The organism is Paenibacillus sp. FSL R5-0473 (assembly GCF_038004565.1).
Taxonomy (GTDB): Bacteria; Bacillota; Bacilli; order Paenibacillales; family Paenibacillaceae; genus Paenibacillus; species Paenibacillus amylolyticus.
Genome location: NZ_JBBORL010000001.1, coordinates 4,097,791 through 4,112,443 on the forward strand (window position 1 = coordinate 4,097,791; position 14,653 = coordinate 4,112,443).

19 protein-coding genes are annotated in these 14,653 nt (G+C 44.4%); 1 reads left to right on the forward strand and 18 read right to left on the reverse strand.

What is annotated here, in order from left to right:
• Positions 1 to 334: 334 nt before the first annotated feature.
• The 11 genes from MKY28_RS17915 to MKY28_RS17965 form a co-directional block, all read right to left on the reverse strand.
• Positions 335 to 829: a cysteine hydrolase family protein gene (locus tag MKY28_RS17915; protein WP_339198195.1), complete on the reverse strand. Its 495-nt coding sequence runs from the start codon at positions 827 to 829 to the stop codon at positions 335 to 337.
• 66 nt (positions 830 to 895) lie between these two features.
• On the reverse strand, positions 896 to 1,606 hold the full coding sequence (locus tag MKY28_RS17920) for an AAA family ATPase (RefSeq protein WP_339198192.1): 711 nt from the start codon (positions 1,604 to 1,606) through the stop codon (positions 896 to 898).
• Between the two features lie 21 nt (positions 1,607 to 1,627).
• Positions 1,628 to 1,819, reverse strand: a complete 192-nt coding sequence (locus tag MKY28_RS17925) for an Mpo1-like protein (RefSeq protein WP_340937965.1) — start codon at positions 1,817 to 1,819, stop codon at positions 1,628 to 1,630.
• On the reverse strand, positions 1,764 to 1,907 hold the full coding sequence (locus MKY28_RS17930; protein WP_253509539.1) for a hypothetical protein: 144 nt from the start codon (positions 1,905 to 1,907) through the stop codon (positions 1,764 to 1,766). The genes MKY28_RS17925 and MKY28_RS17930 overlap by 56 nt, the downstream gene beginning before the upstream one ends.
• Before the next feature lie 108 nt (positions 1,908 to 2,015).
• Positions 2,016 to 3,029, reverse strand: coding sequence for a bifunctional glycosyltransferase family 2/GtrA family protein (locus MKY28_RS17935; RefSeq protein ID WP_340936524.1), 1,014 nt, complete (start codon positions 3,027 to 3,029; stop codon positions 2,016 to 2,018).
• Entirely contained in the window at positions 3,026 to 4,039 is a 1,014-nt protein-coding gene (locus tag MKY28_RS17940; protein ID WP_339198183.1) for a phosphodiester glycosidase family protein, read from the reverse strand. Before MKY28_RS17940 ends, MKY28_RS17935 begins: the two co-directional genes overlap by 4 nt.
• Before the next feature lie 294 nt (positions 4,040 to 4,333).
• Positions 4,334 to 5,290, reverse strand: a complete 957-nt coding sequence (locus MKY28_RS17945; RefSeq protein WP_339198180.1) for a radical SAM protein — start codon at positions 5,288 to 5,290, stop codon at positions 4,334 to 4,336.
• A gap of 334 nt (positions 5,291 to 5,624) precedes the next feature.
• Positions 5,625 to 6,200, reverse strand: a complete 576-nt coding sequence (locus MKY28_RS17950) for a GNAT family N-acetyltransferase (protein ID WP_340936526.1) — start codon at positions 6,198 to 6,200, stop codon at positions 5,625 to 5,627.
• Between the two features lie 80 nt (positions 6,201 to 6,280).
• Positions 6,281 to 6,937 carry a pyridoxine/pyridoxamine 5'-phosphate oxidase gene (locus MKY28_RS17955; protein ID WP_339198173.1) on the reverse strand — a complete coding sequence of 219 codons (657 nt, stop codon included), beginning with the start codon at positions 6,935 to 6,937 and terminating at the stop codon, positions 6,281 to 6,283.
• A 41-nt stretch (positions 6,938 to 6,978) separates the two neighbouring features.
• Positions 6,979 to 7,593, reverse strand: coding sequence for a histidine phosphatase family protein (locus MKY28_RS17960; RefSeq protein ID WP_036669442.1), 615 nt, complete (start codon positions 7,591 to 7,593; stop codon positions 6,979 to 6,981).
• Between the two features lie 128 nt (positions 7,594 to 7,721).
• The gene (locus MKY28_RS17965) at positions 7,722 to 8,228 is read right to left on the reverse strand and encodes a DUF2569 domain-containing protein (protein ID WP_036610454.1); all 507 of its coding nucleotides are present in this window, start codon (positions 8,226 to 8,228) and stop codon (positions 7,722 to 7,724) included.
• Positions 8,229 to 8,593: 365 nt separating this feature from the next.
• On the opposite strand from MKY28_RS17965, the gene MKY28_RS17970 reads away from it, so the two are divergent.
• On the forward strand, positions 8,594 to 9,532 hold the full coding sequence (locus MKY28_RS17970) for a hypothetical protein (RefSeq protein WP_338708124.1): 939 nt from the start codon (positions 8,594 to 8,596) through the stop codon (positions 9,530 to 9,532).
• A 19-nt stretch (positions 9,533 to 9,551) separates the two neighbouring features.
• Here the strand turns inward: MKY28_RS17970 and MKY28_RS17975 are convergent, their stop codons facing one another.
• The 7 genes from MKY28_RS17975 to MKY28_RS18005 form a co-directional block, all read right to left on the reverse strand.
• Positions 9,552 to 9,845: an RNA polymerase alpha subunit C-terminal domain-containing protein gene (locus MKY28_RS17975; protein WP_338708123.1), complete on the reverse strand. Its 294-nt coding sequence runs from the start codon at positions 9,843 to 9,845 to the stop codon at positions 9,552 to 9,554.
• Between the two features lie 19 nt (positions 9,846 to 9,864).
• Positions 9,865 to 10,872 carry a phosphotransferase gene (locus tag MKY28_RS17980; RefSeq protein WP_339198169.1) on the reverse strand — a complete coding sequence of 336 codons (1,008 nt, stop codon included), beginning with the start codon at positions 10,870 to 10,872 and terminating at the stop codon, positions 9,865 to 9,867.
• 42 nt (positions 10,873 to 10,914) lie between these two features.
• The gene (locus MKY28_RS17985) at positions 10,915 to 11,508 is read right to left on the reverse strand and encodes a DUF4304 domain-containing protein (protein ID WP_338708121.1); all 594 of its coding nucleotides are present in this window, start codon (positions 11,506 to 11,508) and stop codon (positions 10,915 to 10,917) included.
• Between the two features lie 58 nt (positions 11,509 to 11,566).
• The gene (locus MKY28_RS17990; protein WP_036610464.1) at positions 11,567 to 12,076 is read right to left on the reverse strand and encodes a DUF4275 family protein; all 510 of its coding nucleotides are present in this window, start codon (positions 12,074 to 12,076) and stop codon (positions 11,567 to 11,569) included.
• A 48-nt stretch (positions 12,077 to 12,124) separates the two neighbouring features.
• Positions 12,125 to 12,664: an NUDIX hydrolase gene (locus MKY28_RS17995; protein ID WP_339198165.1), complete on the reverse strand. Its 540-nt coding sequence runs from the start codon at positions 12,662 to 12,664 to the stop codon at positions 12,125 to 12,127.
• A gap of 164 nt (positions 12,665 to 12,828) precedes the next feature.
• Positions 12,829 to 13,506 carry an ABC transporter ATP-binding protein gene (locus MKY28_RS18000; protein WP_338708119.1) on the reverse strand — a complete coding sequence of 226 codons (678 nt, stop codon included), beginning with the start codon at positions 13,504 to 13,506 and terminating at the stop codon, positions 12,829 to 12,831.
• A complete protein-coding gene (locus MKY28_RS18005; RefSeq protein ID WP_338708118.1) occupies positions 13,503 to 14,633 on the reverse strand; it encodes an ABC transporter permease in 1,131 nt (376 codons plus the stop codon). The genes MKY28_RS18000 and MKY28_RS18005 overlap by 4 nt, the downstream gene beginning before the upstream one ends.
• Between the last annotated feature and the right edge of the window lie 20 nt (positions 14,634 to 14,653).

Sequence of the window (14,653 nt, forward strand, 5' to 3'; positions counted from 1 at the left end):
TTACTTTCACAGTGGACATGAACATTTGGACAAAAAAAGACTCCCTAAAGAGTCCGATTATTGGTCTTGTCTTTATTTTTCACCAAATATCCATTAGCACTTAGCTAATAATTATCGAATTATATAGGTTCAACTAAACTTTTTACATAAAAACGGAGAGGACAGAAATAACCTGAAGAAGCGGAGCGTTCGCCTGAAAGCTTTCTGAAAGAAAGCTGCATCGGAAGCATACGCTAGCACCGGATTTCCCCCTTTAAAAAGGGAATCAAAAAAATCTGGGGATAACAGCGATCGGAAGGTTGTTCTGTCATTGGAGTGCTCAGTGTAAACCTCTTTAGTTGAACTTATATAGATAATCAACCACAGGATATGAGATCACATTGCGATCTCTGTACATTGAAGCCACCGCTTCGGGATGGGTGCTAAGAATTCCATTTTGCAACATCACCGGACGGAAACCTCGCTCCATCGCTCCGTTGTAGGTGAATAGAACACATTCCTCTGCGGCAAAACCGGCGATGATCACCAATTCAACTCCATGACTCTTCAACACCTGCTCCAAGTCAGTTTGCCAGAAGGCATTGGAGGCTTCCTTGGTAACGGTGAGATCCTTCTCATTCACATCCACCTCGGGAATGATGCGATACTCATCTGACGGTGCCTCCTCCATGCCCTCCACATCCTGCACGTGAACGACCGTATGATCATTCGAGCGCAGCACATTAGCCACATGGTTAATGTACTCGCAGGCATGGTCTATCGAAGTCTGATCCATCTTTTTCCGCACAATACTCTCCTGCATATCAACAATAAGCAAACCTACTTTCATCCAATCTCTCCTCATAAATAAATTTCACGCCCATGGTTGAGTAACTTCCCTTGTTAAACTGAGAACTTAATCTTTAAATAATTCATTCAGCATCCGGTCGCGGTTCTCCAGAAAGCTGCGGGTAATCTGATAGTGATCGGTATCCTCATAGGCTACCTCTTGAATCTGGCTATCGTCAAAACTTAAAATCTCTGCCCCCGGATATCCTAGCAAAATGGGTGAATGCGTCGCAATAATAAATTGCGAAGTGCTCGACAGATCATGAAGGATACGCAATAAGGAGAGCTGCCTAGCTGGAGATAAAGCGGCTTCGGGCTCGTCGAGCAGATAGATGCCTTTGGAACTGAAGCGGTTGACGAACAGACTGAGAAAAGACTCCCCATGTGATTGTTCATGTAATGAACGCCCGCCATAATATTGAAGCGACTCCGGCATCGCATCCACATGTGATGCAAACTGATAGAAAGATTCAGAGCGCATGAAAAAGCCATTCGTTATTTTGGGCAACCATGCCAGTCTGAGATAATTCCCGAGCGAGGATTCCGATGCATATGTCTCATAGGCATTATTCCTGCCGCCCCCTGCGGTATTGAATCCACATTGATGAGCGATGCCTTCGAGCAGCGTAGATTTCCCAGAACCATTTTCACCTACAAAAAAAGTAACGTTATTCCTGAGTTCCAACCGTTCCAAGGACCGGATCGCGGGGATGTCAAAAGGGTATTGGTCTCGATTCTCGATCTTGGCCGACAGGAGTTCCACACTTCGAAGATACATAATCATCCTCCCATATTTATTTTATATAAGTCCAACTAAAGAATATTTACAATTATGAGGATAACGAAAAGCTGCGGGTTTATTGCCTTCATAATAGAAGTGCCCCATCCAGGATAAAGCGTAATGGATGACAGCGAGTAGGAGCGTGACTTTGATATCAATAAACAAAAAAATCCATGCCACAAACGCCGACAAAAACGCGAAGTAATGCAAAATGCGGTTTTTCCGATCCTGATGCTCCTGAAGGTAATAACGCGAGTCCTTGCGCACACGATTCAACATCAGCCCACATCCATTTCACATAAAATAAGGCTCCTTATTTCCCACTCCATCGTAACCTATTTCGGGGTACATATGAAACCGTTTCAACCCAAAAAGAGCAAGCCATAGGCTTACTCTCTCTTCAGAGTTAATAGACAAATCTACGCTGTGCCCAATAGCTAAACAGGAAGATGGATACCTCGGTCAGCAGCTTGGCTGCGAGCAGCGGGATAATTAATTTTTCATTATAAAAATACAATAAACCGTAGTTTAATAACAGCACCAGTAGGACAAGTGAGAAATATTTGGGCAATGACTGCCGAACCTTAGAGGTTCGTCCAGCGGGAAATACGTACTTCCGATTAATCGTATAGTTGAAGATGGAGCTGCACAGCCTTGCTGCGACAACCGATAGAAACAGATTATGCGTCAAATACTGGATGACGAACAGTAATCCAAAATCAATCAGTGCCGATAGCACCGAAGATGTGCTGAACATCAGGATTGGCATATAGATCCGGAACGAATCAACCAACGGGCGGAAATGGGAGGACTCATTGTGATCCAGATACACCGTATCAATAAACTCCTCCGTAATCTCATACCCTTCCTTGTGTGCCGTTAATAACATGTTCATCTCATATTCAAACCGATCCCCAGGAATCTGGTTCAGCCAATCCAGCATGGAGTAAGGAAAACCACGTAGACCCGTCTGTGTATCATATACCTGGGTACCTGTTGTGAGGGAAAAGACCGCCCTTGTGACTGTATTGCCAAACCGGCTACGTGCTGGAATTTTACCACTGAAGCGACGGCTGCCGAGTACAATTCCTGGTGTCGGCTGTGCGAGTAGCACTTCGAAGATACGCTTAATATCATGTGGCAGATGCTGTCCGTCACTATCTGCGCACACTATACCGCCCTGAGGTCCATACTCCTTAATATACTGAAAGCCCGTCTTCAAGGCCCTGCCCTTACCCAGATTGACGGGATGTGTCAGGACTGTACAGCCGTAGGCTTCTGCCGTTTCAAAAATCCCATGGTACCCTGGGCCACTGCCATCATCCAAAATCACAATGGGACCAAGTTTAAATGTTTGCAGTTGCAAAACGAGATTCAGTAAACGTACATCGGGTTCATATGATGGAATTAATATCGTCATGATCCTTGTCCCTCCGTCAGATATAAAATGTCACTTACGCCACGTTCCTGGTTACGCCCCAGCGGATTATTGACAACTCTGCCCATAAAATACATTGTGGATGAACCGCCGCCGTCCAGATTGTAGGCTTCGGTTGCTCCGAGGCCTTTCATGACATCGGCGAGTTCTGCCAAGCTCATGCCACGGCTGTTGTTCTGCCGTCCGTCCACCACCACGAAGACATAATGATTCGGAGCAATCATGCCGATCGCAGTTCTTGGATTCGCATCCTGGATGGAGCGGTTGCCAAAGTTGTTATCGATTTTCACACTGCTAAAATCACTGACGATCTCGCCATTTTGAATCAGAATGGGCCCAAAGGATAGTGTATTGGTTGCACCTTCGGCCAGCAGTTCCGAGGAAGAAATTTCATTTTCGTTATATGTTTTCATCGTACCGTCGTTGAACAGGGCAAGTGCATCCCGCGTTGGACTGTCTCGGTACAACGTTCCATTTCGGATAATGACACCATCGTCGCGGAATCCATAGTAATCACCGTTAATGGCAAAGATCGCATTGTTGACTGCAGCAATCTCTGATGTATTTTCGGTAATATTCGTTCCAAAGCTGTTATCCGCCAGTGCAGTTCGCAGACTGCTTGCATCCGTCAGCTGAACATCAGCGACATAATACGTAATCTGATCCGAGCCTGAACCCGTCTGTACCTTTTCAATACTGACCTTCATATCATCACTCGAATAATTCCAATCATCTGACGTTGCATTCACTTCAGTTGTGGTGGTCGAAGTATTGTTGGAATCATTGGTGTTGCCTGTTATTGGCGTTCCTGTGTTCTCATCTGCTACAACTACCTGCACATGCCTTATCAGGTAACGGTCAGCCAGGCTGTATAGGGTTCCACCTACCGCAAGCACGATGACAAGTGTGATGATAAGCCATCTGCGCTTTCTTGGAGAGATCGGCCTTTTATGTGGTTCTTTCCGGGTTGGTTTCTCATCAATCTTCATCATGTGAAGCTCACCTCTTCATCTAAGTTCTTAAAGCCATATTAGGCCGGGTAGCTTAAATGAATCTGAAACCATATCAATTGAACTAAAGAATATTCATACTGACACTACGATGACAGAACAACCTTCCAATCGCTGTTATTGTGTAACTGAATAGTTCAATAAAAATAGGTGATCCGTTTTCCCATTGAGGAAACCAGATCACCTTGATTTCAGTCTATATAACCCTAAATGTCACTGTTATCGTGTACATATTCGTTCAACATACATATCACATATCTTCAACAGGTCTTCCTCTTATGCGTCTGCAAAAAGAGCATCGTATGCGGGACAAGGTCGCTTTTCCAAAAATTCCGTTAACGCCGGGTGCTGCTGCGCATAGATATCCTTCAACGACGTTCCAGTATAGATGTTGCCAATCACGACAGGATGGCATAACTCACAGATGAGAATATCCCCGTTACCGTGCAAGTGCAGCTGTTTCGTGCCATCCACACAATTAGAGAAATACACACCAGGTTGTTCGTGCAAATTCAACTGTTCAGCAAACCGATCCATACAGGTAAAATAGAGCGTTGTATCTGGCTTTTTATTTTTAATTAATTCCGTAACAGATCGAACAAGGGACTCTCTCGATACAATCTGACTCCAATCCGTATGCGGCATCTTAATACTGTTCTGGATCTCATGGATGCGCACCCCCAGGTCATACACCTTATCGCTAATGGCCTGCATGTTCGCTTGGTTCCCTTCAAACAGTAACGTTTCCAGCACCGTCTCCAGACCGGCTTCCGTACACAAACGGATATTCTGCTCCAACCTTGCATACATGCGAGGATGCACACGGTAGTACGCAGCATACGACTCCGCATCCGTATAATTGAACGAGATATGAATGTTAGACAAGCCTGCATCACGCAACGCGATGATTCGTTCTTCAGTCAGCAAACTAGCATTACTGTTCAATTGTGTATCGATGCCATGTGCCGTACAGTACGTCACAATCTCCAGGCAATCCTGGTATTTCAGAGTAACTTCTCCCCCTGACAATCGCACTCGCTTGAGACGAGGAAGCTCACTAATAATACGGATAACTTCCTGACTATCGATGCATGCTCCATCATCCCGATTGTAGGCACAGCAGTAGTCGCATTTATAATTGCAGTTCGATGTCACTCCCACTTCAAGCCCTTCCAGCTCATATACGCCGGGTGTCTCCAGTTCGAGTGATTTATATCTGTTTTTGGTCGTCAATTCGTTGTACCTCCTGGTTTCTTCATTCAATCCACGTTTGGATAACTTGAAGATTATAGCGGATAACAACAAGTTCACGATATGATATTATGTACGTTGCTTGCTGAAAACAAAAATAAAACCCATTTCCTCAACGATCGGGAATGGGCCAAAGCTTGGCATATGATTATTGAATTAGACAATATTCAATACGATACCTTGAACTCTTGATGCAGCAATTCAAGCTGTTTCTTACTTCTGCTTTTATTGTGTACCACTGATAAATTCAGGATTATAGGGAATCCAAGGCTCGTCAGCATGATAAATGTCACACGACTTTTAAATAACACGTTCTTTATTTAACACGAGTATAGAAGTCTTCTTTTACGATAGCATACATCTTCAGATCCTGAAGCTCATTTTTCACCTTCATGTATTTCCTCAGCACACCTTCGAATTGCATGCCTGCTTTCTCCATGACCTTGGCAGAACCTGTGTTTTCCACTAAACATCTGGCCTGGATTCGCTCGAGCCCCATTTCGTCAAATCCAAATCGGATGATTCGTTTCACTACTTCAGTCATGTAGCCTTGATTCCAATATTGATCAGATAACACATATCCCAGCTCAACTCTCCTGTTATCGCTATCACACCCTAGATAGTTACAACTACCGATCAGCCTCTTGGTGTGTTTATCTTCAATCCCCCATGGGCCTATTAGATCCGTCTCATAGCGACTCATGACAAAATCTAAAAAAGCTTTGGTGTCTTCTTTGCTCTGATGCGCGTCCCAGGTGGTGAACTCCGATACAGCAGGTACAACGCAATAACTATACATATCATCCAGATCATCATAGGTAAGAGGCCGGAGTAACGTCCGTTCGGTTTCCAACACGGGAAATGGTTCGAAGAAACTTTCAATCGTTTTCATTGACTCACCCTCCTGAGATTAGTAGGACAAAGAAACACTCAGCAATTCGGTCCATATTGCCTAACTCATCTGTTGTACAATCAAGGCCATAATCTGAGTGTCTTCCACTGCCCATCTTGCATCACATATTGGACTCGCACATGCTTACGCTCCGAATCTCCCTGCCAAAACTCCACCTCTTGTGCATTCACGGCATATAATCTCCACTGAGGTGTAACGACACCGGGGTCACGACTTATCTTTTCTTTCTGAGCTTCGATGGAACGATCCAGCAGTTCCTCACGATCCAAAACCTCACTCTGATGCCCTGTCATAGCAACTGCTCTTGCTCCAGCTGAACGTTTGCGGAAATCATCAGCGCCCGCTTCATCTCCCCGATCCTCCGCAATTCCCCTTATCCGAATCTGTCTTCCAAGTGAAGGCCAGTAGAATGTCAGGGCCACATGAGAGTTCTCCTTCAACTGCTGGCCTTTTCGACTCTCCGAACTGGAGGCAAAATAAAACGTTTCGTCGATTACGTTCTTCAAAATCAACACCCGCGCATCAGGATAACCGTCTTGATCCACGGTGGATATTGTCATAGCATGAGGTTCTTTCACTTCGTTCTCAACCGCCAATCTCAACCACTCCAAAAATAACTTCCCCGGCTGCTCCGGCAACTGCCCCGTATCCCACGTTGGAAATGGGCCGGATAAAGATTTTAAACGTTGCAACAGTTCAATTGGTTTATCGCTCATGTCATCGCCTCCATCTTCTCTTTAATCTATCATGAATACAACTAATGTAGATGACTTAACACATTTGCACTGCTAAGTTTCCAACCATGCATTCCCTTTTCAACGGTATGTACACTGGTGTTGTCCATGGGATAAAAGCTGGACTTATTGCTCCATTCCCTCTTCTCAAGCAGATAATACAGGATGTTAATCACTCCGCCGTGAGTAATTAATAGAACATTGGACTTGACTGTTTGGTCCTCTATATCTCTAAGAAGATTCTCGAAAGATATGCTTATCCGGTTATAAAAATCCCCTGGACTTTCTCCTCCTGGAAAAGGCGAATCCATCTCAAGGGTGTTGAAATAAATCCCTGGGTAATGCTCTTCAGCATCCTTATGGAGCATGCCTGCCAAATCTCCGTTATTCATCTCCCGCCAATCTTTCATTAAGCTAGCCTGCATGTTTAATTGTTTCTCAATTTCCCGTGTAGTCTGCACTGCACGAGGAAGATCACTGCTAATAATCGTATGTATGTTGTACTCCTCAGCGTAACGATGCAAATGCTCTCCCAGTTTCTTTGATTGAATATGACCCTGTTCCATAAGTCCACGATCGCTCCATCCGCCTCGATACCCTTCCTCATCCATCCCATGCCTTACCAGATAAATCTTCAAGATCTCTCCTCCTTTTCACTTCTATAATGAACAATGTACCTTTACACTGTATGACTAGCCCGGCATATATACAATAAACCCGACCTCAGATAGCTTCTATCCAAGATCGGGCATTTCCTGCTTACCATTTATCTTACAAATGTGTTATGAACTCGCTCGGATTTGATAAAATAAGGAATCCAAATGGCACAAGTGATGACAGATTTAGCAATTTCTCTGATCGAGCTTCCATCTTCCAATTCTTTTGCTAACGGAATCTGGAGCAATAATAGGTAATCAATAATACCTACAATCAGACTGAGACCATAGAAGATGATCATCAGACGGGGTAATATTGCTTTCTTGCTATAAAACACAAAAATTGTATATACACTGAATAATAAAAACAGCGTATTGTACACCATCTCAAAAATAAGTACTGGACCCCATAATGGGTGATAATAGTCTGATTGTTTGGAAGTTAGCATTTCCCAAGTCTCAGTTGTGAATGTGGGTATTATCTGCTGAAATAATTGCACTGCAAGTAGAATTACCGTAACAAATAATCCAATCTGGATGAGAATCAGCCAACCACCCAATCCCGACACACCTAGTGGACGGTAGTCTGTTTTTTGCTCTTCAATATGTGGTTCCACCTCGTAACACTTCCTTATGCAGTTTTGTTTTTCTGAGATGAGTCTTCCTCGTAATAGTCATAATGCAAATCGAATCTACGGGTGCTTCTATCCCTTTACTTCACGTGCGTTGTATGTATTTTCACACTCTTCTTATAGCGATCTCTCCGTCCTCCTCTCATATAGAATTTTACACAACTTCCTTATTGTACTACGAGTGTCAAGGACGAAGCAGCATTTTCAAAAGATCTTACTCATACGTTGCAAAAGCCATAGAAGACCTTCGCTATACTTCCGCCATGTTCAGTTTAGTACGTGAACGTCATAATCCTCTTATACAGATGCAGATGGTGACTCTGCATTTGACTACAAAGGAGGATATGGATATGCCCAATCCTAAAGTAAAACTTTTGCCTTTTGCCGACATTTCAAATTATGTCGAGGACTTCGATATCGTTTCCACCCAGTGGGGCGGTGATGGCCTTGTCTATGTGTTGTTGATGAATCAGATCCCCGAGAGAGAGCGAGGTATGTTCGTCCAAAGTAAATTGAAGCAAAGCTATACGTACAAAGTGCTTATTGTGACAGATCAAACTATTGAGGAAGTTGTCATCTGGGGGCAGACGTTCAATTATCATTACGTACAACCATTACATGATCATCTGCTGCTCGTCGGAGCACGGTGTGCGAATTACGGAAATGAACAATTTGATTTGAACGCCAAAGTGTGTGATTTAGACGGAAATACAATTCGCGAGTTTCTGTTGGGAGACGGTATCCAAAGTGTACAGGTCACAGAGCAGGGAACAATCTGGACCAGTTACTTTGATGAAGGGGTATTTGGTAACTACGGATGGGCCGATCCAATTGGATCAAACGGTCTGTTGGCCTGGGATGAGCACGGTAATAAAGTGTACGAAAACAGCGCAGCTGACATTGCAGATTGTTACGCACTCAATGTGGTGAATGAGAAGCAGATCTGGTTCTACTTCTATACCGATTTTGAACTCGGTTGTATCTCAGGGGGAACCAGTGAACCTAACGTAACATTTATGAATCCAAACATCTCCGGTTCCTCTGGCCTCAGTACGGATGGTTATCATTTCTTGTTCGATGCCGGGTACGGTAAACATGGTACGTTTGTGCTTAAGAAAATGGAGAAACCCAGTAGATTGAACAAGGGGCAGAAGATTGTTTTGTTAAATGAGGAAGATCAGCCCTTCAAGCAGGCACGGCAGGATTTTCGCCAACATCGTCTGCTACTCAGTGAAGGTAACTTCTTGTATCGGGTAACGATGGAGGAGATTACTTCCGTCTTGGATTAGAGGAAAGGGGTGAAGAGGGTTATTTCTTAAAAGACAATCCCTCTTCTTCCAATGCATTTCGAAGTTTAGGCATGGCAGATGGCCCGATTCCGTGCAGCTTCAGGATTTCTTTCTCCGTGTACTCGGCAAGTTGCAGTAGTGTTGTTATGCCTTCATTCTCCAAGGCACGTCCGGCGGGAGCTGACAGCAAAGCTAGAAATCCTTCTGTCGGTTTACGTTCAGCTTCGCACGTTGGACAGGTTGGGCAATCACTTTTTTTATAATACAAATGTCCTTGTTCGCACGTCCTGAGTGTTCCTTTACCGTTTGCCATATGGGCATCCCCTCCTGGATTAAGTATTCAACCAGTTCTTTATATCTGAAATCATATACTCGTATTGTTTCAAAGCCTCTAAAGTCCTAATGACTTGGGATGTTCCTACTAGCTGTTCCTCTATGTCCGTACATTCAATCCACAGTGACCGTTTAAGACTATACTCGAGCCAGTCCAACTTTCCAGCAAAACCAATATCCAGAACCACTTCCCAATTGGCTGTTAGACTCCCCACTCGCTTCTTATATCCACTTATAAAAGCCAAGAACTTTTCCTCGTTTATACTTCCAGCGCTATCTACTGACCAATACACAGCTGTTTCTACCAGATCATGCATCGGATTAATATAACCTGCCGATTCCCAATCTATAATAATAGGTATGTCTTGTCTCCACATCACATTCTTAGGTTCCAGATCTCTGTGACTAATAACATTATTGGATGCTAACATTGAAGATGAATTCTTAGCTTTCATGCTCCACTCATACAGCTTATCCATATTGGAATCCAAAATCTTAATCCATTCCGAATTCTCATTTCTTCCTTTGTTCAGATAAAACAGCCAATCTATTTTTTTAGAATTAGTCGCCTGTGAACTATCCAATTCTAGTTGTCTAAAATCCGTTTTATGGATATCTGCAAGAATCGTTCCCATCAGAGAACTGTTATTGATAGTAACTTCATCTTGTTTCAAACATTGACCCTCAATCCAATCAAATATTAGATAGAATTGATTATCAATGTTATGTATAGAAGCACCCTTTAACCTTTTTGCAGGTTGAGCATGGATATGTTCAGCTGCCACGCTTGCGATTTTTTCTGAATCAATATAATTTTGCACAGCAGCAGGTCGTATCATGATCTGGGGATTCAATGCCTTAACTGCATAATTAGCTTGCGTCGTTTGAATGGCGTACATTCGATGAAGAAGTCCACCTGAAATCGGTTTGGGCGAACTGATCAATTCACCAAGCTGTAATTCATTACACAGTTTCTCAAAATTTAAATTATATTGAGTATCGTTCATATGTTATCCCCTCTCATTTTGGCTATTTGTCTGGAGCAAAGCTTATAATCCGTACTCGGCAAAAACGGCTGCATATTTCTTTTCTAATATCGTCCAGCGCTTTTCGGCTCCGTATTTGGCGTACAGTTGCTGTAAATAATGCTTGGCTTCTTCCGTATTGCCGGCTTTTAGCAGGAAGCGGAAGGTTACTTCGCTTAAATATAGCGCTGTCTTGTCCATATAATAATGGACTATATCTTTGGCCCCTGTTAGCGAGTGTAAGAATGACATACCCTCTTCCAAATGTGACACCAGTTCTTTCGATAAAGCGTCTGGATCGATATCAGGCGTTAAGGTATAGTGGGCCGGAGCGGAAGGGGCTATTTCTCTGATTCGGCAGGTAAAATGAGATGTGAACTCCAATATGTCTCCATTCAATCCAACGGAATGCAACTCCGCAAGTTCGGTGGAATGAACACCACAATTAACATAAAACTGGACTTGTCTACTGGTGTTATACTTTGCTCTTTGAATGTTGAACTTATATGCGAGGTTTCCATCCGCTTTGTAGAAATTCAGATTTTTCTTCGAATAGCCGTGTTTGGCAAATACGGGTTTGACGTCTGTTTTGATGATCTTCTTAAAAAGTTCCTGCATTGATATCACTCCCAAGGCAAAGTTTATTTAATTCGTTGTTACCCTTTTTTGTTCAGAATCATGCTTGTTCTATTTTATAAAAATAAGGGCCACACATGGATTCGTGCGTATACACGTACGTCCATGTAAACGCTCGGTCGAAGATATAGATATCCTGCTCCGAATCAAAATCCGCTGCAATGACCCGATTCGCGTTTTCGTATAAAAGCACCCAACCACCACTTTCATACATCACATATACTTCATCTTTCGGCTCGGCATCGAAAGCATCTCGTGCTTCATCATGTGTCAGACATTTCTGTTGTTCATAACTGAACATATGCCACTTGTACTGGCTATAATGGATAGACTCTTTGACCACATCATCGATATTATTGGAAAATACGCTGTCCCATTTCTGTACAATCTCTTCGGATTCGTCGTACAGTTCGGACACAATAACTCCCTTATCCTGCAAGTTCTTCTTGAATATATATTCCTGATGGATACGCTCAATCCCCCAATATGCTCGGTTCAGTTCCATTTCGGGTAATGCATCCAGCAGCTCGTTAATTTTATCTCGAATCATCATTACCTCCGTAAGTTATCTGGAATTAGAATACCTAACCATTGCCTCTCACTGTTTCGCTTCATCTCGCAGTACATAAGCCAGTTTGTACATCTCCGCAATGTCCTGCCTGTTCTGTTCCTGGAATCTTCGGATCGCTTCATCAATCTCAACCACTTCCACCGCAACCACCTGCTCGCCATCTTCCGGATTCAGTGGATCACCGACAAGTTCAACATCTCCATATCCGATGATTCGTACAAAATGGGGATGCGGAATATGCGGCCGATACGGTTCCAAAGCACTGGATGTGCAATAGAATTGACCAAAGATCTGATAGGACCGCATTTCTGCCCCAAGTTCCTCCATCAGTTCACGCTTCAGTCCATCCATGTAATGCTCACCTGCTTCAAGCGTACCCCCAGGCAGCTCCCAGGCTCCATTATCCAGTTGAAAGACAACACATTGATCCCCGACAAATGGAATGATGCTAATATTGCTCACCAGATTTTCATCCACGATATCGTTAAATCTGAACTCCGCCTCAATAATTCCCCAATGAATCGACGTACTCAGCGCCGGAAATAGTTCCGCACTCAAGCTACTCATCCGCACCCGATCCTCTCTATCTAATTCCACTATTCTTCCAATTATAGTCGAAAACACAGAAAGAAGGCCACCTTCCCACCGGGGAATACGTGACCCTCTTCTTACGCTCTCTGCCCTTAAGCCTTGAATCAGTGTTCTCTCCAGACTCTCAGACCATTCTCCTTCTAATGCTGCACCAGTTTCCCATTTTCCAAAAAAAGAACCCGGCTACAGAGCGGCAAAATCCGCTCATCATGCGTAACCATCACTGCACTCTTGCCCTGCTCTTTCACGAGCCGTGCAATCATGCCGACAATATCCAGTCCACGTTCCGCATCCAGACTGGCTGTTGGTTCATCCGCGAGCAGGACAGCCGGATCGTTCATCAACGCCCTTGCAATGGCGACCCGCTGACGTTCCCCGCCAGACAGCTTCTCCGCATATGCCTTCCTCCGATGGGTCAACCCCACCGTATCCAGCAGCTCATCCACTCGCTTCTCCGCCTTATTTTTATCCGTTCCGGCGAGCTTTGCGACCACCATGAGTTGTTCTTCTACTTTCAGATATGGAATGAGGTTGGCACTTTGAAATATAAAACCCAGCTGCTGTAATCGCACATCGGATATATCCTGTTTGCTTTTGCCCATAATAGAAGCCCCGTCCAGCAAAACCTGTCCTTCCGTTGGTTCAAGAAGTGCGCCAGCAATGGACAGGAATGTACTTTTGCCCGAGCCGGAAGGCCCCATTACGGCCACAAGTTCCCCTTCGGCAACCTCAAGGTCCAGTTTGTCCAGAATCGTGCGTTTGCTGCCGCCATCTTCAAAGGTCTGTGTAATTCCCTGTAATACCAATCGGTTTCTCATGCTGCTGTCCTCCCAATCGCATCAAGTGCATCAATTTTGGTAACCTTCCACACCGAGAATAACGAACCCGCCACAGACATGAGTATGAATAACACACAGGTCAGAGCAAGGGTGGACAAGCCTAATTGAAACGGCATCGATGCAGGAAGAATGGACTCGAACAGTCGAACCAATAGTACGCTAATGACCAGACTGCCAACCGACAGAACCAAGACTTGTAACGAAACACTACCCGCCAGATAAGCATTCCGCGTTCCTATGGCTTTTAATATCCCGAACTGACTTGTTTTCTGAATTGTGATGACATAGAAGAATACCGCAAGCACAAACGCCGAGATGACATATAGAAAAGCGATCATCATGAGCAACGATCCCTGCTCTTCCTTATAACCAGGAATGGCCGATACGGCATCCGACTTTGTGATGACTTCCGTATTAGGCATTGCAGCACTCAGGCGGTCTACCTGATCGCCCCCACCCTTAATCGCAATGGCATTGTACACCGGAGCATGAGCATTGGTGTCTGCTGAACCTTGCGAAGTTCGTGAACTTCCCTGAAGTGCGAGCCATTCCTGTGCATTCAAGAACACTACTGGGGAGTGACTGAAAGACTCATTTTGTACAAATCCACCAACGGTCCACTCCGTTCCCGAAGCTTGATCGACCAAGACGGTGCCAATTGTGACACCAGATTCAGACAACTTTTGGTCCACCACAACCTGCCCTTTTGTCTGATCCGTAATCGGAGACCCTTCAGTCACCGTTGGAGCAAGCCAGCCCTCCGGATTAACCATGAACAGCGTGACATCGATCTTTTTTGTGTCGCCGGTTGGACTGACGGTTGTCATTTTCACACCGAGTGGCTCAGCGTTCTCTTGCCCCACCACGGAGCGAGCTTGATTAAGTTGATCCTGATCCACTTGTGACCGGGTGAACCGATGATTCGAATCCTGCTCCAGCACAAAGTGGGTTGCTGCCATATTTTTGACCGAAGCTGCGTTATCATACGCCAGCCCCTGTGCAAGACCTGTAACAAACAGTACCAGAAATGAAACCAGCACCATGATTGTAGCAATTAAGGCATAGCGCCCTTTGGCATACCTCATTTCCCGAATAGCCAAGTACATGTTCTGTGACCTCCCTCTTG

Bases quoted from the DNA above. Each gene is read 5' to 3' on its own strand.
- MKY28_RS17915 (WP_339198195.1), bottom strand. From the start codon at position 829: ATGAAAGTAGGTTTGCTTATTGTTGATATGCAGGAGAGTATTGTGCGG.
- MKY28_RS17920 (WP_339198192.1), bottom strand. From the start codon at position 1,606: ATGTATCTTCGAAGTGTGGAACTCCTGTCGGCCAAGATCGAGAATCGA.
- MKY28_RS17935 (WP_340936524.1), bottom strand. From the start codon at position 3,029: ATGACGATATTAATTCCATCATATGAACCCGATGTACGTTTACTGAAT.
- MKY28_RS17940 (WP_339198183.1), bottom strand. From the start codon at position 4,039: ATGATGAAGATTGATGAGAAACCAACCCGGAAAGAACCACATAAAAGG.
- MKY28_RS17950 (WP_340936526.1), bottom strand. From the start codon at position 6,200: ATGAAAACGATTGAAAGTTTCTTCGAACCATTTCCCGTGTTGGAAACC.
- MKY28_RS17955 (WP_339198173.1), bottom strand. From the start codon at position 6,937: ATGAGCGATAAACCAATTGAACTGTTGCAACGTTTAAAATCTTTATCC.
- MKY28_RS17970 (WP_338708124.1), top strand. From the start codon at position 8,594: ATGCCCAATCCTAAAGTAAAACTTTTGCCTTTTGCCGACATTTCAAAT.
- MKY28_RS17975 (WP_338708123.1), bottom strand. From the start codon at position 9,845: ATGGCAAACGGTAAAGGAACACTCAGGACGTGCGAACAAGGACATTTG.
- MKY28_RS17980 (WP_339198169.1), bottom strand. From the start codon at position 10,872: ATGAACGATACTCAATATAATTTAAATTTTGAGAAACTGTGTAATGAA.
- MKY28_RS17985 (WP_338708121.1), bottom strand. From the start codon at position 11,508: ATGCAGGAACTTTTTAAGAAGATCATCAAAACAGACGTCAAACCCGTA.
- MKY28_RS17990 (WP_036610464.1), bottom strand. From the start codon at position 12,076: ATGATTCGAGATAAAATTAACGAGCTGCTGGATGCATTACCCGAAATG.
- MKY28_RS17995 (WP_339198165.1), bottom strand. From the start codon at position 12,664: ATGAGTAGCTTGAGTGCGGAACTATTTCCGGCGCTGAGTACGTCGATT.
- MKY28_RS18000 (WP_338708119.1), bottom strand. From the start codon at position 13,506: ATGAGAAACCGATTGGTATTACAGGGAATTACACAGACCTTTGAAGAT.
- MKY28_RS18005 (WP_338708118.1), bottom strand. From the start codon at position 14,633: ATGTACTTGGCTATTCGGGAAATGAGGTATGCCAAAGGGCGCTATGCC.